The following is an 18,639-nucleotide window of genomic DNA, read 5'->3' as shown; positions in this document are numbered from 1 at the left end:
GACGCACGGCGACCTCGGCCTCGGCTTGAAGTGCATTGCCGTGTCGGCACCAGCAGCACCGTGCGGCGAGGCCGATCGTCCGATATCCGGGCGTGGCCGCAGTCAGCAGCGAACCCGTGGCCATCACGGTCACCGCGCGGTTCAGTGCGGCGCGGCGTCCGAAGCGGTCGGCGTAGCGGCCGAGCATCCGGTTGCCGATCGGGCGCATCAGGAAGCCGACCGCGGACACGGCAGCCGAATTTAGTTGCTGTGCGGTGGAATCGCCTTTAGGAAAAATGTCCTGACCTAATTCAACTTTTGATAATTGGGCCGTCGAAGTAGCAGATGCCCTGGTCGGAGGCCGGAACGAATTCTTAACAGTCTCTTTAGCTAGTCACCAGTGGTAACACGATGCGGGTGCCGATCCGCGTGCCACTATCGAAAAGACATCGATGGCGACTACGTGCCCAGCACTCGAAACAACAGCGCGCGATCGGTGAATCGATTGTGTTGGAACAGGAACGAGAACAATGACTCGAGCATCGCGTAGCGATTCCGTCGTCGCCGACCACGGCCGGTACACCGACACGTTGGTTTCGCGCATCGCGAGCGAGTTGAGGGAACTCGGCCCACGCGGTTGGCAGCGTCTGCACGCGGTATTCGCGTTGACCGTGGCCGTCGAGTCGGCGCGCGTCGAGTTCACCGGAGAGCATCGGCCGCTACGCTTGGAAGTGCCGGAGTCGGTAGTCGCGCTGGTCCGCCAGTACCGTGCCGAGGTCGCCGCGTCCGGTACCGAGCCGTGGTGGCGACTGTTGTTGCGGGCCAACGCATATGGTGATGTCGAGGTCGATTACGACTACGGCGACGAGCCGTTCCCGGCGGACCAGCTCTTCCGTCCGGAGGCGTATCGCGCCGATGTGGCGGCGTATCCGCGGCCGCGACTGCCGGTGTGGTTGGCGGCCTACATGAGTCACCGTGACCGGCAGTGTCGTCGCCCGCGCCGCGCCGTGGCCGCCGCGCTCGTCGACCGTGCGCACGGGGTGACGGCGCGGCCGGTGGATCCGGAACTTCCGTCGTTTCCGCAGTTGTGGGCCCGCTGGGCGGTGATTTCGGCCGCGCACGTTGCCGTTTCGTCCGATCGCGGACCGCGGGTCGTGCCGTCGAACGGCTGGTTCGAAAGCGGCGGGAACGGCAGCAGCGGCTCCACGCTGTACGCCGTGCCGGGCGGCCGCGCCGTGCTATCGGGCGGAGTATGGGACGCACCGGCATTGAACGCGGCCTATAACGGCGGCGTCGGTCTGCCGAATCTCTATGCGGGAGCGCCGGATTGGGTGACCAATGCGGTGCTGAGCCCGCGCGCGGCCGTCGGCTTGCTCTCGTTCTGCTTCTGGTGGGACGGTCAGCGGTGGTACTGCGGGGAATCGCCCTCGGTGCAGCAGTGCGGTGCGGCGATGCCGGAAATCTGGCAGTCGCACACCGTGATCGAGACGGTGGCCCGGTTACTGTCGGGGGATCCGGGCACCCGAACACGAACCGCGGTGGCGCGCTTGCTGACTGCCGCAGAGTGCGGGGAGGTCACCCGAGAGCTGTTGGTGGACATCTTCGGTCGCGACGGCGACATCGAAGCCGCGACGCGTCAGCTGTCGGCGGCCGAGTTGCTTGCGCCGCGGTCGAATCGAGTTCATGCGGTGGGAATTCACCTTTTGGACGGCAGACGTACATGCGATGATCGAATTGTGCTATAGCCCGAGGTCGGAGGATAGTTCGCGATTGGTGAGGGCTTCCGAACGGCCCGAAGTATCGACCGCACCACCGTCCGCGCGACCGCTCCCGGTGCCCGAGGATGCGGACCCGCCCATGGTGTTCACCGATGTCACGCCGTGGGACCACACCCGCTCCCTGCGTGGGCAGTCGGGTGTATCCGAGTCGGGCTGGTGAGCTCGCGGGTCTGCGCGAGGATGTGCGGGTCGTGGTCTCGGAACTGGTGACCAATCATGAGCACCAGCATGATTCACGATGAGGTCACCGACCGTTCACGCAGCTCATGGGATGATCGGTGTCATATGTGCGCGGATGAGGGGCGACGCGAGGGGGCGCACACCGCGCGTCGAGGCAGCACCGAGCGGGACAGGAGTTGACCAGTGGCGCCGACAGATGACAAGCCCAATCCGTGGCAGCTCTCCGGGGACGATATCGGCAAGGATTCACAGCATCTGACGGTCAAGCAGACGAGTCTGCAAACCCTCGCCAAGTACGCCATCGACCTGTACGACGTCTTCGACACCATCGAGGGTTGGACACACTTCGTCGAGAAGGTCGATGGGTTCGGCAATCTCCCCTCCGGCGTCGCGCTGCAGGGAAAGTTCCAGCGCGCGGGCCGCGATCTGAACGACCGGGCCAAGAGCCACAAGGCCATTCTCCAGGATCTGGCACAGCAGTTCATTACCGCGGGCAGGCTGTACAGCGCCGCCGAGGAGGCCAATACCTCCGGATTCGATCGGCTCAGGAACACCCGCTCCGCCGAACGCCACGGCAGTTGGAGTCTGCCCGCCGACGGCACCACCAAGATCCCGGATTGGGGCGGGAAGACCGGCCGAACCGATAAATACGGCGGACCACCGGCCGACCTGAAGCAATATGCCAACGAGAAGGACGGACGCGATACCGAACCGGTTCGTCCGGAGCCGGCCAGTGTCCTGGATTACCCGACCGCCTACTCCTGGCACCAATCGTTGATCAACGGGATGGGGCACACCTCCGACGCCTCCGGCATCTGGAGCGATATGGCCGAGCACGTGACCGGGCCTGCCGCGAATCTGGGCAACCAGATGACCGCGATGCAGACCTCGGATGACTGGAACAGCGACGCCGCGGTGAAGGCGGGCGGCGCGGTTCAGGCCTACGTGTCCGGTGTGCAGAACATGGTCGACGGCATGCGCTTGGTCGCCAGCAATCTGCTCAACACCTCGGGCTGGCTATGGGCGGTGCAGGCGAATACTCCCAATATCACGCCGGAAACGGTCGGGACCCAGTACGCGCGTGAGGAAGTCGAGAAGGCCAAGCGGATCTTCAACGACTGGTACGTACCCGGACTCGCGGCATCGAGCAATGCGATTCCGCTGATGGTTCAGCCGGTGAGTCCGGTGGTGCAGCCGACCGCGCCGACGCCGTCGCCCAATCAGACCCAGCAGACCGGAACCGGTGGCGGCACCGGCGGGAGCGGCAGCGGAAAAGGGGGGACCTCGGCCGCCCAATCGCAGGCAGCTCAGCAGGCGCTCGCCGAGCAGCGCAGGGCGACCCAGCAGGCCGAGAAGACCGCGGCCGAGCAACGCCAGCAGGCCGAACAGCAGCGTCAGCAGGCCGAGCGGGAAGCCGCGCAGCGCGAGGCCGCGCAGCAGCAGGCCGCGCAGCAGCAGGCGGCCCAACAAGCCGCGCAGCAAGCGGCCCAGCAAGCCAGTCAGTCCGCGCAACAGGGCCTGGACGGCGTGAAGCAGGCGATGGACCAGGCCGCACAGGCGGCGGCCCAGCAGGCGCAGGCCGCGGCGGCCAAGGATATGCAGTCGGCAGGCCTCGCCGGTCTGCCGTCCGCGCTGTCGGGGTTGGGCAAGGACGCCCTCAAAGCGGGCGGCGGTAGTGGCGCGGGCAAGGGCGGTGGCGCAGGCGGCGGTGCGGGTAGCGGTGCCGGAGCCAATCTTTCACCCAATAGCCTGCAGAATTCGAAGCTTTTCCCGCGGGCGGCGGCTGCCGAGATGGCCGCGGCCGCGACGACGAGCCGCGCGGGCATCGCGAGCACGGGCCAGCCGGGTTCACCCGGTGGCATGGGACCCGCGGGCCACGGTGCCGGTGGGCAGAACAAGGAACACAAGCGGGCCGCGTATCTGGATTCGGTCGAGCACATCGAAGAGGCGCTCGGCGACGCGCCGGTCGTCGTCAAACCCGTTGTCGAGCAATGAATCGCACCTGGAAGTTCACCGACCTGGAATTCATCGTCCAGTGGGAGGCGTTGAAGCAGGACTACCTGCCGCAACCATTCGTCTACACCTGTCGCACCTGGGTGAACGAGGATTATGTCCGGGAACAACAGGATGCGCTGGCGCGGCTGCGGCACTCCGGAGACCGGTCGTTCGACGAAGTGCTGGACGTGCTGGCCTTTCCGGATCTGCGCATCGTCGTGGAAGGCTACGACCCGGCCGAACCGTGGCAGCCGGACGTGCCGGTTCGGCTGCACGGTGTCCGCCGGGGTGACCGCGGCTATGTCTTCTCCGAGCTGTCCGGCGAAACATACTGGCATTCCGGTGGTTTCACGATCATCGAATACGATGCGGTCGATCTCGCCGGTGCGATCGTGCGAGCGCTGCCGGAGGTCGAGCCGGGACGCCGGGCCACCGTGGTGCTGTCCACCCAGGACGAGGGCGGCGGCCTGGATTACTCGCTCGGCCGATCGGTGGTGCACGATTCCTTCGACGATACGATCGCCGATCGCTCCGCGGAATTCTTGGCACTACCGACCTCCTGTTCCGGGACGATCGATGTGATCCAGGGTCGGTCGCGTTTCGGCCCGCGCGGCATCACTCGACATCGGCTGCAGTGGCGCGACATTCGCGACGACGGCCGCTATGCGATCGACGACCAGAATCCGCCGGTGGCGCGTGCCATCGATGCGAAACACCTCACCGCGATGATCAATACGCGCGTCGCCGAGGTGGTCCATGCGATCAAGGACGAGCGAGTCTGAAAGGTGGCCGCCATGGCCGAGACACAACCGGGTTTTCCCGAATGGACCGCGACCTCGCGCAGCGGCGCGATCTCGGTGCGCACCACGGAACAGGGTCTGCCACTGGGTATTTCGGTCGAAGCGACCGAGTTGAAGCGCGATCCGCAGGCATTGGCGGCTGAGGTGCTGCGGCTGTGCAGGCAGGCGGCCAATCGGGCCGGGATGGCGCGTAGGGCGGAGTTGGCGGCGGCGGGAGTGCCCGCGCAGATGTTGGCGCTGAGCGGGTTGCCGACCGCCGAAGATGTTGCGCGCCAGGAATTAGCTGAAGAGCAGGAGTACGAGACCGAGCCGGACAGCTGGTTGCGTCAGGTGTAGTTCCCGTTGTCCGAGAGGAGTTTCATCGTGTACGAGACCATGGACGAACTGATGGCCGGGGTGCAGCGGCGGCTGTATCGGATCCGGGATCTGACCGACGATCTGGCCGGGGTGCGCGGGCGGGAGACCGCACAAGACGGTTCGATCACCGTTGAGGTCGATGGCAACGCGACGTTGCTGGATCTGCGGTTCTCCCAGGCTGTTTCGCGGATGACACCGGCGGAATTCGAGTCGACGCTGGTAGCGACAGCGGCCGCCGCGGTGCGGCAGGCATTCGAGCGACGTAGCGAATTGGTCATTGCCTTCAACGAGGAAGTTGCCGAGTAGACACCCGACGTTCACGCTGTCCCCGTAGAACTTTTGTCAAGAACCTTAAGTTTGTGCAAGTTTGCTCTCGGGCATTGCAGTTCGATTGATGGGTTCTATGAAGAGTTGGTCAATTCCATTACGGGATGGGGGATCACGATGAGCGAACTCGTGGCTACGCCTGATGCGATTCGCGCGTACGGGGACTCGGCAGTGGCCATGGCCACCGGTGTCGCGACGGCCGGTGCGTTCGACCAGGTGGCGACCGTTGCGGCGGCCGCGCCGGTATTCGGCTTGATCGGCCAGGACTTTCTGATGGCGTTCGCCTACGCGCAGTCCAATCACGTGAGTTCGATGTTCGAATTGGCCGGTGTGCACGCGGGTACCGCACTGACCGCGCATCAGGGCGCCGCTGCCTATGAGGCGGCCGAGGCGGCATCCGGCACCGAATTCGGCGCTGCCGGCGTCTAGCAATGACTGCGCCGCTCGACCCGTCGATCGTAGATCTGCTGCGCGGCAGTGCCCTTGCGCCGCTGATCGATCGACCGGTCAACGACATCCTGAAGGATATGGGCCTGGGCCCGCTTCCGGAAATCTCCGGGTTGCCACCGCTGCCCGAATTGCCGCCGCTACCGGTCATCGATCTGGCCGCACTGGCCAGGCCGCTCACCGATCTGGCGAGCGGTTTCGGCACCGGAAATCTCGGCGCTCCCGCGGGCGGCGGACCCGACCCGACCAAGGTGCTCGCCGACACCGCGCAAGCCGCGCAGACCGCGATCCAACTGGGCACCCAGGCGCTGCAGACCGTCATGTCACTGTGGCAGGGCCTGGCCGCGATGCAGGCCGCGAACAAGTCCGGACAGGCCGCCGAGAACGGCGCGGAACTCGCCACGCAGAGCGCGCAGGAGAAGGCATCGCTTGCCGGTGGCGCCACCTCGGTGGCGACCGGTGGTGCGCTGATGGCGTCGGTCATCGCCAAGTACATGGCCACCGTGGCCGCGGCGACGCCGTGGCTGGCAACCGGTGGCGGACAGGCGTTTATCGCGGCGGCGACCGTGGAGGCGGTCACCGAGGGCATCGCGGTGGTGACCAAAACCCGGGTCGAAATGACCGCGCATTCGGCGCATATGACCGCCGTGGGAAAGAAGGTCAAGGTCACCGATGCCCCCAAGGGCGTCGACTCGATGCAGCAGGTGATGCAGCTGCTCACCCCGCTGATGACCATGGCGCAGACCGGCGCTCAGACGCTCACCCAGGTGGCGACGCAGAACGCGACGCAGGCTCAGAAACTGCAGGCCGACGCCATCGCGAAGGAGCAGCGCGAAGCTACGGAGAAGGACGAAGCCGAGCACGGCGCGTCGGGCGGTGGCGCAGGCGGAGGCGGCGGTGGTGTGGGCGGTATCGGCGCGGCCCCGATATCGACACCACTGAGCCCGTGGAGCGGACCCCGCACCGCCGGACTCAGCGGTATGCCCGGCTTCAATGCCACCGGAACCGGTTCCGCGGCAGTGGAACCCGCTGCCGCGGCGCGTGGCGTAACCGGTGCGCCGGGCAGCCCGGGCATGATGCCCTACGGCGCGGCGGGCGCGGCGGGTGCGCGCGGGGCGGGGGATGCGGGCGGCGATATGCCCGGTTTCCTGGTCAATGCCGAACACGGCGAAGAGGTCGTCGGACCGATCGAGGGGATCTCGCTGCCGGTGGTCGGCGCGACCGAACAGATCTCGGAGCCACCACCCGATAAGGAACTCACCCTCTAAGTGGTCGTTGATTCAGGAGGTTGCGATGGCAAGCGGCGGTGCGGATTTCAATGGAGTGATCTTCGATCCGGCAGCGGCCCGGGACGCGGCCACCCGGCTCGACGGACTCGCGGCCCGACTGGAAGCGGAACTGCGCGAGGGCTCGACCGCGTTGACGGTGCCGCCGGCCGGCGTCGACGAGGTTTCGGGACGCGCCGCGCAGACGATGAACGATGTCGCGGCCTCCTACGGCCAGAGCGCGACCGCCGGAATCGTGGAATTGCGCAAGCTGGCGGCGACGCTGCGCGCGCAGGCCGCACAGTTCGGTCGCGCCGAGAACGACAGTGTCGCCGACTTCGGCGTCCCCGGCGCGGCCTGATACCACAGCGAATACGACACGGAGCCACCATGATCGAACCACCGCAGCCTGGTTTCACCGGTGTGGTCTGGGGCGCGCGCGAGCCGGACCGGCTGGCGCGTGAACTGTCCACCGGTCCCGGCGCGGTACCGATGGCCGAGGCCGGTGCCGCGTGGACCCGGCTGGCCGCCGGATTCGGCACGGCGGTCGCCGAATACGAACTGATCGTGGCGTCGATGCGCGGTGCGTGGCAATCCACCACGAGCGGCCCGGTGCTGGACCGGATTTCGCGGTTGCGCGATTGGCTCGCCGATGCCGCGACGGCCGCGGGCAATAATGCGGTGCGCGCCGAAACCCAAGCCGCCGCTTATGAACTGGCCCGGCTGACCATGCCGCATACCGCTGAGATCGAGGCCATCCAGGCGGTGCAGCGGATGCTCGAATCGATCGGCGGCGCGCTCGGCGCACCGATCAAAGCGGTGGCCGCCCAGGCCGACACCGACGCCGATATGGCGAAGGCGGCGGCCGCGCGGGTGATGCAGACCTACGAGGCGGCGACCGAACCGCTTGCGACACCGTGGATTCAGCAAGATCCGCCGGTAATCACCTCGTCCACCACGTTGGCGGCCGAGGAAGCGAGCCCGCCGGCGTCGGCCGCGACGTCGGCAATGCCCGCGCTACCCGCGATCACACCCGGGATGTTCATGCCTGGCGGAATCGGTGCGGTCCCGACGCTCACGAAGTTGCAGCCGTATCGGGCACCGGTCTTCACCGAAGCACCTGCGCCGGTGGAAGTGACTACCCCACAAACGGTTCCGACCTCAACGGCGAGCTCCGGTGCGCTGCCGATGGTTCCCGGCGCGATGACGGCAGGCGGCGGAGCCGAGGAAGAGGAATACGCCCCCGGCGCGGCCGCGGTGACCGGCGACGCCATCGGTGCCGATCTCGGTATCGCCGCCGCCCCGGCGGTACTCGGCGCTCCGGAAGCACCTGCGGCCACCGGTCGGACGGCATCGGGAGGGGCCGAATGACGACCATGACCAATGACGGCCTGCTCGCGGTGGCGGAGCGACTCGGTGTCCAGACCTTGCCGCTGGTGCTTTCCGCTGGACCGCAACAGGATTCGTTCGATGCGTGGGCCGAGGCGCAGCGGCGCGCGGTAACCGAACTGGTCGACGCGGGCGTGCTCGACGCCGAGGGCGATGTCGACTCCGAACTGGCCGATGCCATGTTCACGCTGGCCCAACCCGATCGCGAACTGGTCGCCCGCATCTATGCGACCGGGCCCGACGCAACGCCGGCCGTGACCCGGATCTGCCTGGCCCGACGCGGCGAACAGCATGCCATCGCGGTGCGCACCGGCGACACCTTCGACGTGCGGACAGTCTGGGCGGACGGATCGGGCGCGGCGCTGGTGCGCCCGCTGCTCGAGGCGCTCGGAGCCGGAACGCCGGCGGAGGTGGTCAATTTCAGCGCGCTGTCGAGCGAATTGAGCGAGCGACTCACCGCTAGCGACTGCTTGCAGGTCGCTCGAAACAACACCGCGGCACAGACCTCCGAAGACTACGCGGACGCCGTCTATGCATTGGGCGTCGCCGATCGTGACGCCACCGCCTACGGGCTGGCCTTCGCCTCCTGCCATGCCTTCGCCGAGATCGTGGCCTACGCCCATCTCGACGGTACGACCACCCGGCCGCCCGGTGCGGTCGCGGTCTATGACACCGGACGCGGTCGCATTGTGGCCGCGCCCGCGATTGCTGCGGATCAGCAGGTCTGGTCCACGGTGACACCGGGCACCGATCACCGTATCGCGCAAGCGGTTTCGGCCTTGATCGAATCACTGCCCGGGGGAAGGTGGCTTCCGCAGTAGACCCTGAGGGCGCGCAGTAAGTCAGCCGCCGACCTTCCGGCGATGTCACCCGACATCGTTTCCGGGCATTGGAATCACTACACGAGAGGGTGTCCACGATGAGTGGTGAAGGTGTACACGTAGACGAGGCGACCGCGAAGAAGGCCGAGGAGTTCATGGCCGCCGCGGTCGACAACATGCAGCGCACGCTGAAGAAGATCGATGACGAGGTCGCCGCGGCGACGCACTGGGAAGGCGATGCGAAGGCGGCGTTCGTCGCGGCCTCGACCAACTGGGCCCAGGCCTCCCAGGAGCTGCACAAGAAGCTCAACGCCATTACCGAGCAGGTCGGTCACGGTACCCAGCAGTACATCCAGATGGAGCAGGAAAACCGCGAAGGTTTCGAGCACATCAGCCTGTAATCGCCTGGGCCGACACACTATTCAGTCTTCGATTCGGAGGTAATCACCATGACTATGGCATACGCCAAGGGCCCGATGACGGCTCTGTTCAACGATCTGGTCACCCTGCACGGCGACCTGGTCAAGTACGGCAGCGATATGGAGGACGCGGGCGGCGTGCTCGCGGTGGCGTGGGAGGGCAACGTGGCCCACGCCGACTTCAAGCGGGTCTACGACGCCTGGCACTCCCAGTACGGCGACACACTCACCTCGCTCGACAATGTGGCCGCGGCGGTGGAGAACTCGCTGCACCGCGCGCTCGGCACCGACAGCAAGATCGGTGACGGCTTCGGGGCCTGAAAACACCGGGCACTACACGGCCGGTCCGGAGCGTCACCCTTCGGGACCGGCCGTACTCGTTCGATTACCGTGCCGCGGCGAGGGATTCGCCAATGTACCACATCTCGTCCGGAGTGGTGACCATATTGACCGTCGCGCTGGCCGTCGAGGTGCGCACCGTGATCAGGTTGGGAGCCGAAATGTCCTGCACCAGAACGATATCGGCATCGAACTGGTCGTCGGGCTGTTCGGGCGCGCGAACGTGCACGATGGTCGCGCCACCGGTCGGCGCGGTGGGGGCGATGCCGTCGAAGACCACGACGGTCGCGGCGGGTATGGGCCCGCGGGGCTGCGGTGGGGCGACGTGATGCCCGGCGCCGGCGAACCGCGGTGCCAGCGAGAGCGAATGCGGCGCAGCGACATTGGCGACCATGGACTGCCAGGCCTCGGGCCGGTCGGTATGCACGACGGTGTGCGCGCCGAGGGCGATGGCCCGCAGGATCACCTGCTGGGCCAGATCCAATCGGCCGATCACCTCGAGATGTCTGGTGCCGTCACCGATCAGCGGCACCGCGATGCCCTGACCGGCATTGTCGGCGCCGATCAGCTGACCGCAACCGGCGGTCGGCACGACGATGCCGTCGAGCACAGCGAGCGGTCCGCAGTAGTCACCCACGCTGTCACCGTCGCGTCGAGCAGTCCGGGCGGGCAGGCAATCCAGCAGCGCGCGGAATTGCTCACCCGGCAGGGTGCGCAGGCCGGGCACGGGCGGCTCGACCGGTTCAGCCGCGGTGTCGAAGCGGACCAGCGCGCCCAGCCTGATCGGCGGGGAACCGGTTTCGCGACCTTCGCCGGGCCACTGCGCACCGGGGCGCAGTCGCACGGTGACCGTCGTGGTCAGGCTCGGGGTGGCCCAGATATCGGCGAAGCCGCGCGACCCGATCAACTCCGGGCCGATCTCATAGCTGGTGAGGTACAGGCCCTGGTACACCAGCGATTTCGGGGTTTCGACGAATCCGTCCAGTGCGATACCACGGGTGAGTTGGCGCACCGCGCTGTTCATCTCGCCCGCGGTGAGCACCGATACCGAGATGTCACGGCCTGCGAGTCGATTGGCCACCCGGCGGGTCGCGATGATCGCGGTGCGCAGCGCACCCGCGCCGCCTCCGCCGCGGTTGTCCACGGCCTCGGCATTGGCGAGCGGATCCAGCCGCAACACCAGCCAGACTGTGCGATGCGCGATGGCGGGCAGCGGTCCGAGGATGCGGTCGTAGAGTTGGGCCACCGGGCCGTCGCCCGCGGTGCGCGCACCGGTGCTGATCACATCGATCGAGGCCAGGTTGATATCGAATTGACTGAGGCAGCGCCCGATTTCGGTGAGTGGAAGCAGCTGGTCGGTGGACAGCGAACCGCGCCGCAGCAGCGTCAGCGCATCCGGCGGCGGATCGATGCGCAGCATGGTGAGCAGCAGATTGCCGTCCCAGCGCACGCCGTAACTGCCGCCCTCGGGCAGCGGCACATCGAAGGCGGCCTGGCCGGCATCGGCGGGACCGGGCCGGGTCCGCCGCCAGCGAAAGGCGATCGTGCGCGCCAGCATGCCGACGATATTGCGTGGCTCGCGCCGACGCACCGGTACCGCGCCGGCAATGAGAACGACCGCGGCGACCGCGATGACGGCGACCGTCGGCGCATGCAGCGCCGTTGCGATCCAGGCCGCGATCGCGGCAATCAGCGCGAGCGGAATCATGAGTCGCAAAGGCATTTGACGCAGCAGCCAGAATTCCGGATCACGTAACGTTGTGTGCGTCGCGTTCACGGAGTTTTCGTTTCCGGTTAATTCACGCGCGTTCGCTCCGGAGTCGGTATCGCGTTTGTTCACAGCCCCGTCCACGATAATCAGACCAGTATTGCGATAACAGTACCGCGCCACACCGGTGTGCGCGGCTGACCTTTTCGAGCGACCTGCAAGCAGTCGCTACGGCGAAATAGTTTGCCCAATTGTCGCTGGATTGACACCGCGGCACCGAACGATACTGTAATTATCCTGTCCTTCCCGTAGTTCGATGGAGACCATGTGCCGGCTCAGCTGACCACCAAGGCTCAGGTCAACGGCTACCGTTTTCTGCTGCGCCGACTCGATCACGCACTGGTCCGACGCGATGTGCGGATGCTGCACGACCCCATGCGATCTCAGCTGCGTTCGATGCTCGTCGGCGCCACCCTCGGCCTGCTCGTGGTGGCAGGCGCGGCCATCCTGGCCTTCCTGCGGCCGCAGGGCGCGATCGGCGACGCGAACATCGTGATCGGCAAGGACAGCGGCGCGCTGTATGTGGTGGTGGCCGAATCCGAGGACAAGAAGGACGACAAACGCCTGCACCCGGTGCTCAACCTGGCCTCGGCCCGGTTGATCAGCGGCAGCAACGAATCGCCCAAATCGGTGAAGGATTCTAAGCTTTCGTCGATGCCGCGCGGTCCGATGCTCGGTATCCCCGGTGCGCCCGCGGCACTGCCCGGTTCGACGCAGGGCGGCCGCTCGGACTGGTCGCTGTGTGAAACGGTGCAACTCTCGATCACCGGCAGCGCGGCCGCGGCGACCGGTGTGGAAACCGCGGTTTTCGCGGGCAAACCCCAACTGGACGAACGCATTCGAACCCTCGGCCCGTCGGATGCGCTGCTGGTGCGGCGGGCCGATAAGACCTACCTGATCTACGACGGCAAGCGGGCCGAAGTCGATCCCGGCAACTCGGTGCTGGCACGGGCGCTGAACCTGGCCGGGCACAAGCCGCGGCCGGTCGGCACCGGCCTGCTGGATGCCGCCATCGCGGTTTCGCCGCTGGCCGTGCCGGATATTCCGAAGGCCGGACAGCCCGGTCCGGCAAAGCTTTCCGATGTGCCGATCGGCGGGGTCATCGCGGTAGGCGGCACCGGTCGCACCGATCAGTCCCAGCTGTATGTGGTGCTCGCCGACGGTGTGCAGCCGGTCACCGATTTCGCCGCGCAGATCATCCGCACCGCGAATTCCCAGGGCATGCGCGAGATCAAGGCCGAACCACCGGACGTGCTGACCAATATGCCCGTGCTACACCAGCTTTCCCTCGACCACTTCCCGGCGACCACCCCGAAGATCGTCTCCGCCGAGGACGCTCCGGTCACCTGCCTGAGCTGGGCAAAGGGCCCTGTACCCGCCAACGACGCGACCGAAAGCCCCACCGACCGAGCCGCTATCACCCTGCTCGCGGGCAACCGTCCACCGCTGCCGAGTTCGGCTGAACCGGTGAATTTGGCCACCTCCGACGGCGCCGGCGATCGGGTCGATGCTGCCTACATCCCACCGGCTTCGGGGGAGTTCGTGCAGGTAACCGGAACGGAGCCGGGCAGTTTGCGGCGCGGTGGCCTGTTCTATGTGGCGGACAACGGAATCCGCTACGGCATCCCGGATATCGCCACCGCCCAGGTGCTCGGACTCGGCAGTGAACCGCGCCTGGCCCCCTGGTCGATCATCGGTCAGCTGGTGCCGGGACCGACGCTGTCCAAGAACGATGCGCTGGTCGAGCACGATATCTTGCCCGTCGGAAACTGAGTTTTCAGACGCCGAGGGAAGCCAGCACACCGGTGAGCGCTGCCTGCATATCCGGCGCTTCGATGCGCATGAGCACCGTCTCGTCTACCGCGCTCAGATCCAGCGATTCGTCATTGGCCAGGCGGAATTCGCGTTCCTCCTCGGCGGATTCGATGATGTTGCGCACGAATCGACCGTTGCCCGCGAGATCGATGCCCCGACGCGGCTGCCCGCTCTGGTCGACGCGCTCGGTCTCGTACAGCCGCCCGCACGCCTCGATCAGCAGTTCCATTGCCTCCTCGGACAACTCGGAATCGCGCGAGCGAGCGATCAGGCTGCCGATCTGCCCGAGTTCGGTCGGAGTGTACGACGGGAACTGCAAGCGTTTGGCGAAACGTGAAGCCAGACCGTCGTTCGCGGCGAGCAGCCGATCGATCTCGCCGTCGTAGCCCGCGATGATCACCACCAGCCGGTCACGGTCGTTTTCCATCCTGGCCAGCAGCGTATCCACCGCCTCGCGGCCGAACGCGTCACCGCCCTGCAGACCGGTCTGGATCAGCGTGTATGCCTCGTCGATGAACAGCACACCGTCCATCGCGGTATCGATCAGCTTGTCGGTCTTGATCGCGGTGCCGCCGAGATTCTGGCTGACGAAGTCCACACGCTTGGCCTCGACGACCTTATCGGTCTTGAGAAGACCAACGCCGCAATAGATTTTGGCCACCACCCGGGCGATGGTGGTCTTGCCGGTGCCAGGCGGACCGGTGAAGGCCAAGTGGTTGCCGCGGGCCATGCTGGCCATACCCTTCTCGGCCCGGATCTTGGCCAGCTGCGCGGTCGCCTGCAACTTCGCGACCTGCGTTTTCACCGACGCGAGGCCGATCTGGGAATCCAGTTCGGCGCGCGCGTCGGCCAGGATCTTCTTGGCGCGGTCCTCGGCGTCGGCGGTCTGCATCGCCTCCACCGACGGTGCCGAGGCCGGATCCCAGCGGTCGGTGCGCGCGTCGATCGACTCCTTGGTGGTCACCGTGAGCCGGTAGGTGCGATCGCGCATGGCCGCGGTGTTGGCGGCGAAATCGGGTGCCTGCGAATACACCTTCTCGAAAAGGGCCTGCGCCTCGGTCTCTTTACCGGCCTCGCGCAGGCACAGGCCGCGGCAGAACATGGCGGTGGTCCTGGCCGCCGGAATCGGGCCCGCCTCGGCCTGTTCCATGCGCCGGATGGCCTCGCCGAACAGGCCGAGCTGGGCGCATGCCGAGCCGACCATCACGTGTGCGCCCGCGGCCAGATACGGGTCGTCCCATTCGGAGGATCCGGCGAGCACGGCCATCACATCGGGCCAGCGTTGGGTGTTGAAGTGCAGTACGCCACGGATATACGCGCAGATCCGGTCGTCGATCTCCCGATCGGTATCCGAGAGCATCGAGGCGCGATGGGTGGCGAGTTCGTCGAGCACCCGTTCGGCCTCGTCGTACTCCTTCTCGGAAATCAACTGCGCCGCTTGGGCCAGCCAGATTTCGGTGTAGCTGGCCAGCGGGTAGTCGATGTACAGCCCAGCCAGGAAGCGTCCGGCCAATGCCCGCGGCGTCAGCCCCAACCGGCGTTGCTCGCGGAAAAGTGTTGTCCCACTGTTCTTGTACAGGTTGTAGAGCACCTCGGTGGTGACCTCACCCGCCGCGGCCCGACCCAGCCAGGCGTCGCACATCGTCGGATCCCACTCGGTGGCACGCTGAAACGCAAGTTTCGCGTACTCGAGATCACGAGCCGATTCCTGTCCATCGATGGTCAGGCCCAGCGACAGGATTCCGGCGTCGAAGGCCCGTTGTGCTTGGCGGTTGCCGGTCATTGCTGTCAAACCCCGAAGTGTTGGTTGGAGATATCTATTTTGTTGCGTGATTGTCCGGGTACATCTACCGACCAGCTTAGCCATCGCGTCGGCTCGGCTCGTCCGATACATTATGTTTTGCTACCGATGGGTTGCAAAGTGTGCGACGACCACATGCGACGGGGGCAACGTTCGTGCGAGAGTGGATCCGAGTCGTAGAGTTGGTTCGACAGGTAGGAAACCGGGCGCAAGTGTTTGGATCGTTCCGTAAAGAGCTGGGATCGGTGCGCAATTGACCGAACCGTTGAGCAGCGGCACCCGCGCCGCCGAACCCGAACTGTGCCGAGTCTCCGTCATCGGTGGAAATACCCAGCTCGATGTCGGGCTTCCGGTGACCGTGCCGATCGCCACTTTTATCGGTGATCTCGTCGCCCTGATCGAATCGCGCAATCCCGATGTGGTGGACAGCGACGACGGCGGCACCCCACTGCATACCCAACACTGGACCCTGGCCCGGCTGGGCCGTGCCGCCATCGCGCCGAGCCGCAGCCTCACCGAGGCCGAGGTGCTCGACGGCGAACTGCTGGTGCTGCGCTCGGTCACCGCGAAGGAGTCGCCCGCGCTCTTCGACGATGTCATCGATGCGGTATCCCGGCTCACCAGTGTCGATTTCCGCGGCTGGTCGCCCACTGCGGCCCGTTGGACGGGTCTGGTCGCCGCGGTGTCGGCGGTGCTGCTCGCGCTGCTGCTGCTCGCCGCTGGGCGTGCGCACGGCGGTGGTCCGGCCGCGCCGTTCCTCGCGACCGGTGTCGCCATCATCGCTGCCGTCGCCGCGGGCATCGCGGCACGCAAGTACGCGGATCAATTGACGGCTACCTGGTTGTCACTGTGTGCGCTGCTGTTGTTCTTCGGCGGCGCAGCACTATTCGTGCCGGGCGATCTCGGCAGTCCGCATCTGCTGCTCGGCTGTTCGGTCACACTGGTGGCCGCGGCTGTGATCTATCGCGCCACCGCGACCGGTGCCGCGCTCGCCGCGTCCGCGGTGACCGTCGCACTGTTCGGCGGAATCGCCGCATTGGCACGGATGATCTGGGATTTCGACCTGCCCCAGATCTCCGCCGCCATCCTGGTGGTTGCCATCACACTGATCTCCGCGGTGCCGCGGCTGGCGGCGGCGCTGGCCCGGCTGCCGATCCCGCCGGTGCCGACCGCGGGTGGCGCGATCGACCCGGCCGATCACGAACCGCGCCCAACCATCGAGGGTATCGGCGCGATCGGCGCGACCGCATTGCCCTCGGCCGCCGGACTCGGTGAGCGGGCCAGGGCCGCCAACCAGTACCAGACCGGCATGCTCATCGCCTGCGCCATTGCCGCTGTCGTCGGTGCGCTCGGTGCCGCCGATCCGCTGGGATCCGCACGCTGGCAAGGGATTACGCTCGCCGTCATCGCCGCGGTGGTCATCGGTCTGCGCGGCCGTTCCTTCGCCGACCTGGTGCAGGCCGGTGTGCTGATCGCGGGCGGCTGCGTCATCGTCATCGGTCTGATCACCGGACTGGCCCTCGGCGATTCGGATCTGCTGCTGCTCGCGGGTGTGCTGCTGCTGGCCGTCGCGGCGGGGGTGCTGGTGGTCGGCGTGATCGGTCCGCACCTCGAGGTGACTCCGGTGACCCGCCGAGCCATGGAGATCACCGAATATCTGCTGATCGTCGCGGTGATCCCGCTGGTGCTGTGGATCATGGGAGTGTATTCGATGGCCAGGAACATATGACTGGTCGGGCGAGTAAGCCCGGCTGGCGGCGCGGAACCGGAATCGTCTGCGCCGCAGCGGTTCTCGGAACGTTTGTGCTCAGTTGGTCCGCTCCGACCGGTGCTGTGCCACCACCGAGGATCGACCCGGGTGCGCTCGGACCCGCGCAGGCGCTCAGCGGTCGGCCCGCGCCCTTGGAGCCGACCGAGCAGAAGGTGGTCTGCGCCGAACTGTCGCTCATCGGTGGCCCGCCCGCGGAGCCGCCGCTGCCGCAGCGTGTGCTCGATCTGCCAGCGGCTTGGCAATTCAGTCGCGGTGCGGGACAAAAGGTTGCGGTCATCGATACCGGCGTGAATCGGCATCCGCGATTGCCCGCTCTGCAAGCCGGCGGCGACTATGTCTCGGACTCCGACGGCACCGTCGACTGCGATGGCCACGGCACCCTCGTCGCGGGCATTATCGCCGCGCGCCCCAGCCCGGACGATGCCTTCGTCGGTGTCGCGCCCGACGCCGAGATCCTCACCATCCGCCAGTTGAGCACGCACTATGAACGCAAGGATCGCGCGGGCGGCGATCAGCCGCCGGATGCCATGGTGCGCTCCGGTTACGGCAGTGTGCTCGCCCTGGCCGCCTCGGTGGTGCGCGCCGTCGACATGGGTGCCACCGTTATCAATATTTCCGAAGTCTCCTGCAGCGCAGCCGGAACCGATACCGCCGACATCCCGCTCGGTGCCGCGGTGAAGTACGCCTACGACCACAACGTCGTGGTAGTCGCCGCAGCGGGCAATGTGGAGAACGGCGGGGCCTGCGAGAAGCAGAACGACGGTGACGGCTGGGACAGTGTGCAGACCATCGCGAGTCCCGCGTGGTTCCAGCCCTACGTCCTGACCGTGGCTTCCATCGATCCGAACGGCTCGCCATCGCCGCTGTCGTTGCACGGGCCGTGGGTCGGCGCCGCCGCCATCGGGCGCAATATCGTCTCGCTCGACAATAAGCCGGGCGGCACCGGACTGGTCAACGGTGCGGTCACCCAGGAGGGCACCGGAACCATCCAGGGCACGAGTTTCGCCGCACCCTATGTCGCCGGACTGGCCGCACTGGTCCGGTCCCGATTCCCGGAACTCACTGCCGGACAGGTCATCGATCGAATTACCCGCACCGCACCAGCGCCCGGCCCGGGCCGCGACGATCGGGTCGGCCACGGCCTGATCGATCCGCTGGCCGCGCTGACCGCGCAACTCCCGGACAAACCGGTGAGCGTCGGCTCCGATATCCCACGTGTTATGGCGGTGCCGGTACATCCCGCGGGACCCGATCCGCTGCCGCGACGGGTCGCGATCATCGGCTCGATCGCCTCTCTGATCGTACTGGGACTCGGTGCGGCACTGTCGATTCCGTTTCGGCGCGCTCGCGGTTCCGTCGATCTCGAGTCCGAAGTAACAGAGCAGTAG

General features: G+C 66.7%; 18 protein-coding genes and 1 pseudogene. 16 read left to right on the top strand and 3 right to left on the bottom strand.

All coding sequences use genetic code 11. The annotated features are described in order from the left end of the window. Positions 1-61: 61 nt before the first annotated feature. A pseudogene (locus ACQPYR_RS39475) lies at positions 62-274 on the bottom strand (alpha-ketoglutarate transporter); the annotation flags it as partial. Between the two features lie 235 nt (positions 275-509). Here ACQPYR_RS39475 and ACQPYR_RS39470 point away from each other — a divergent pair. The 13 genes from ACQPYR_RS39470 to ACQPYR_RS39410 all read left to right on the top strand — a co-directional run bounded on the left by ACQPYR_RS39470 (position 510) and on the right by ACQPYR_RS39410 (position 10,078). Then, complete coding sequence (locus ACQPYR_RS39470) at positions 510-1,724, top strand: hypothetical protein (protein WP_433624642.1); 1,215 nt, start codon at positions 510-512, stop codon at positions 1,722-1,724. A gap of 28 nt (positions 1,725-1,752) precedes the next feature. Next, positions 1,753-1,917 carry a hypothetical protein gene (locus ACQPYR_RS39465; RefSeq protein ID WP_433624641.1) on the top strand — a complete coding sequence of 55 codons (165 nt, stop codon included), beginning with the start codon at positions 1,753-1,755 and terminating at the stop codon, positions 1,915-1,917. 203 nt (positions 1,918-2,120) lie between these two features. After that, the gene (locus tag ACQPYR_RS39460) at positions 2,121-3,932 is read left to right on the top strand and encodes a hypothetical protein (protein WP_433624639.1); all 1,812 of its coding nucleotides are present in this window, start codon (positions 2,121-2,123) and stop codon (positions 3,930-3,932) included. After that, positions 3,929-4,714 (top strand): ESX secretion-associated protein EspG, encoded by a 786-nt coding sequence (locus ACQPYR_RS39455; RefSeq protein ID WP_433624637.1) that lies wholly within the window; start codon positions 3,929-3,931, stop codon positions 4,712-4,714. The genes ACQPYR_RS39460 and ACQPYR_RS39455 overlap by 4 nt, the downstream gene beginning before the upstream one ends. A gap of 12 nt (positions 4,715-4,726) precedes the next feature. Next, positions 4,727-5,068, top strand: a complete 342-nt coding sequence (locus ACQPYR_RS39450; protein WP_433624635.1) for a hypothetical protein — start codon at positions 4,727-4,729, stop codon at positions 5,066-5,068. A 27-nt stretch (positions 5,069-5,095) separates the two neighbouring features. Then, positions 5,096-5,395 (top strand): YbaB/EbfC family nucleoid-associated protein, encoded by a 300-nt coding sequence (locus tag ACQPYR_RS39445; protein ID WP_433624633.1) that lies wholly within the window; start codon positions 5,096-5,098, stop codon positions 5,393-5,395. Positions 5,396-5,533: 138 nt separating this feature from the next. Beyond that, positions 5,534-5,845, top strand: coding sequence for a type VII secretion target (locus ACQPYR_RS39440; protein WP_387295211.1), 312 nt, complete (start codon positions 5,534-5,536; stop codon positions 5,843-5,845). A 2-nt stretch (positions 5,846-5,847) separates the two neighbouring features. Further along, positions 5,848-7,131, top strand: a complete 1,284-nt coding sequence (locus ACQPYR_RS39435) for a hypothetical protein (protein WP_433624630.1) — start codon at positions 5,848-5,850, stop codon at positions 7,129-7,131. Positions 7,132-7,156: 25 nt separating this feature from the next. After that, the gene (locus ACQPYR_RS39430) at positions 7,157-7,489 is read left to right on the top strand and encodes a PE family protein (protein WP_433624628.1); all 333 of its coding nucleotides are present in this window, start codon (positions 7,157-7,159) and stop codon (positions 7,487-7,489) included. 29 nt (positions 7,490-7,518) lie between these two features. Further along, a complete protein-coding gene (locus ACQPYR_RS39425) occupies positions 7,519-8,499 on the top strand; it encodes a PPE domain-containing protein (RefSeq protein ID WP_433624626.1) in 981 nt (326 codons plus the stop codon). Further along, positions 8,496-9,338, top strand: a complete 843-nt coding sequence (locus ACQPYR_RS39420) for an ESX secretion-associated protein EspG (RefSeq protein ID WP_433624624.1) — start codon at positions 8,496-8,498, stop codon at positions 9,336-9,338. The genes ACQPYR_RS39425 and ACQPYR_RS39420 overlap by 4 nt, the downstream gene beginning before the upstream one ends. Positions 9,339-9,436: 98 nt before the next feature. Further along, positions 9,437-9,739: a WXG100 family type VII secretion target gene (locus ACQPYR_RS39415; RefSeq protein ID WP_387295221.1), complete on the top strand. Its 303-nt coding sequence runs from the start codon at positions 9,437-9,439 to the stop codon at positions 9,737-9,739. A gap of 48 nt (positions 9,740-9,787) precedes the next feature. Continuing rightward, the gene (locus ACQPYR_RS39410; RefSeq protein WP_433624622.1) at positions 9,788-10,078 is read left to right on the top strand and encodes a hypothetical protein; all 291 of its coding nucleotides are present in this window, start codon (positions 9,788-9,790) and stop codon (positions 10,076-10,078) included. Positions 10,079-10,142: 64 nt separating this feature from the next. On the opposite strand, the gene eccE is transcribed toward ACQPYR_RS39410, so the two are convergent. Continuing rightward, complete coding sequence (gene eccE, locus ACQPYR_RS39405; protein ID WP_433624620.1) at positions 10,143-11,873, bottom strand: type VII secretion protein EccE; 1,731 nt, start codon at positions 11,871-11,873, stop codon at positions 10,143-10,145. Positions 11,874-12,131: 258 nt separating this feature from the next. Between eccE and eccB the strand changes: the two genes are divergently transcribed. Beyond that, on the top strand, positions 12,132-13,637 hold the full coding sequence (gene eccB, locus ACQPYR_RS39400; protein WP_433624618.1) for a type VII secretion protein EccB: 1,506 nt from the start codon (positions 12,132-12,134) through the stop codon (positions 13,635-13,637). Between the two features lie 4 nt (positions 13,638-13,641). Here eccB and eccA read toward each other — a convergent pair whose 3' ends face one another. After that, a complete protein-coding gene (gene eccA / locus ACQPYR_RS39395) occupies positions 13,642-15,462 on the bottom strand; it encodes a type VII secretion AAA-ATPase EccA (RefSeq protein ID WP_433635368.1) in 1,821 nt (606 codons plus the stop codon). Positions 15,463-15,733: 271 nt separating this feature from the next. Between eccA and eccD the strand changes: the two genes are divergently transcribed. Together eccD and mycP are read left to right on the top strand one after the other, a co-directional pair. Further along, entirely contained in the window at positions 15,734-17,209 is a 1,476-nt protein-coding gene (gene eccD, locus ACQPYR_RS39390; RefSeq protein ID WP_433624616.1) for a type VII secretion integral membrane protein EccD, read from the top strand. Continuing rightward, the gene (gene mycP / locus ACQPYR_RS39385; RefSeq protein ID WP_433624614.1) at positions 17,206-18,639 is read left to right on the top strand and encodes a type VII secretion-associated serine protease mycosin; all 1,434 of its coding nucleotides are present in this window, start codon (positions 17,206-17,208) and stop codon (positions 18,637-18,639) included. The genes eccD and mycP overlap by 4 nt, the downstream gene beginning before the upstream one ends.

Origin of the sequence: Nocardia sp. CA-120079 (assembly GCF_050955745.1) — a bacterium.
Lineage (GTDB): Bacteria > Actinomycetota > Actinomycetes > Mycobacteriales > Mycobacteriaceae > Nocardia.
This window is presented reverse-complemented; position numbering and strand designations above follow the sequence as displayed.

What these genes read in the sequence shown, in the direction of transcription:
- ACQPYR_RS39415 (WP_387295221.1), top strand. Translation starts at nt 9,437, where the DNA reads ATGAGTGGTGAAGGTGTACACGTAGACGAGGCGACCGCGAAGAAGGCC.
- ACQPYR_RS39470 (WP_433624642.1), top strand. Translation starts at nt 510, where the DNA reads ATGACTCGAGCATCGCGTAGCGATTCCGTCGTCGCCGACCACGGCCGG.
- ACQPYR_RS39430 (WP_433624628.1), top strand. Translation starts at nt 7,157, where the DNA reads ATGGCAAGCGGCGGTGCGGATTTCAATGGAGTGATCTTCGATCCGGCA.
- mycP (WP_433624614.1), top strand. Translation starts at nt 17,206, where the DNA reads ATGACTGGTCGGGCGAGTAAGCCCGGCTGGCGGCGCGGAACCGGAATC.
- ACQPYR_RS39425 (WP_433624626.1), top strand. Translation starts at nt 7,519, where the DNA reads ATGATCGAACCACCGCAGCCTGGTTTCACCGGTGTGGTCTGGGGCGCG.
- ACQPYR_RS39410 (WP_433624622.1), top strand. Translation starts at nt 9,788, where the DNA reads ATGACTATGGCATACGCCAAGGGCCCGATGACGGCTCTGTTCAACGAT.
- ACQPYR_RS39455 (WP_433624637.1), top strand. Translation starts at nt 3,929, where the DNA reads ATGAATCGCACCTGGAAGTTCACCGACCTGGAATTCATCGTCCAGTGG.
- ACQPYR_RS39440 (WP_387295211.1), top strand. Translation starts at nt 5,534, where the DNA reads ATGAGCGAACTCGTGGCTACGCCTGATGCGATTCGCGCGTACGGGGAC.
- ACQPYR_RS39450 (WP_433624635.1), top strand. Translation starts at nt 4,727, where the DNA reads ATGGCCGAGACACAACCGGGTTTTCCCGAATGGACCGCGACCTCGCGC.
- eccA (WP_433635368.1), bottom strand. Translation starts at nt 15,462, where the DNA reads ATGACCGGCAACCGCCAAGCACAACGGGCCTTCGACGCCGGAATCCTG.
- ACQPYR_RS39420 (WP_433624624.1), top strand. Translation starts at nt 8,496, where the DNA reads ATGACGACCATGACCAATGACGGCCTGCTCGCGGTGGCGGAGCGACTC.
- ACQPYR_RS39435 (WP_433624630.1), top strand. Translation starts at nt 5,848, where the DNA reads ATGACTGCGCCGCTCGACCCGTCGATCGTAGATCTGCTGCGCGGCAGT.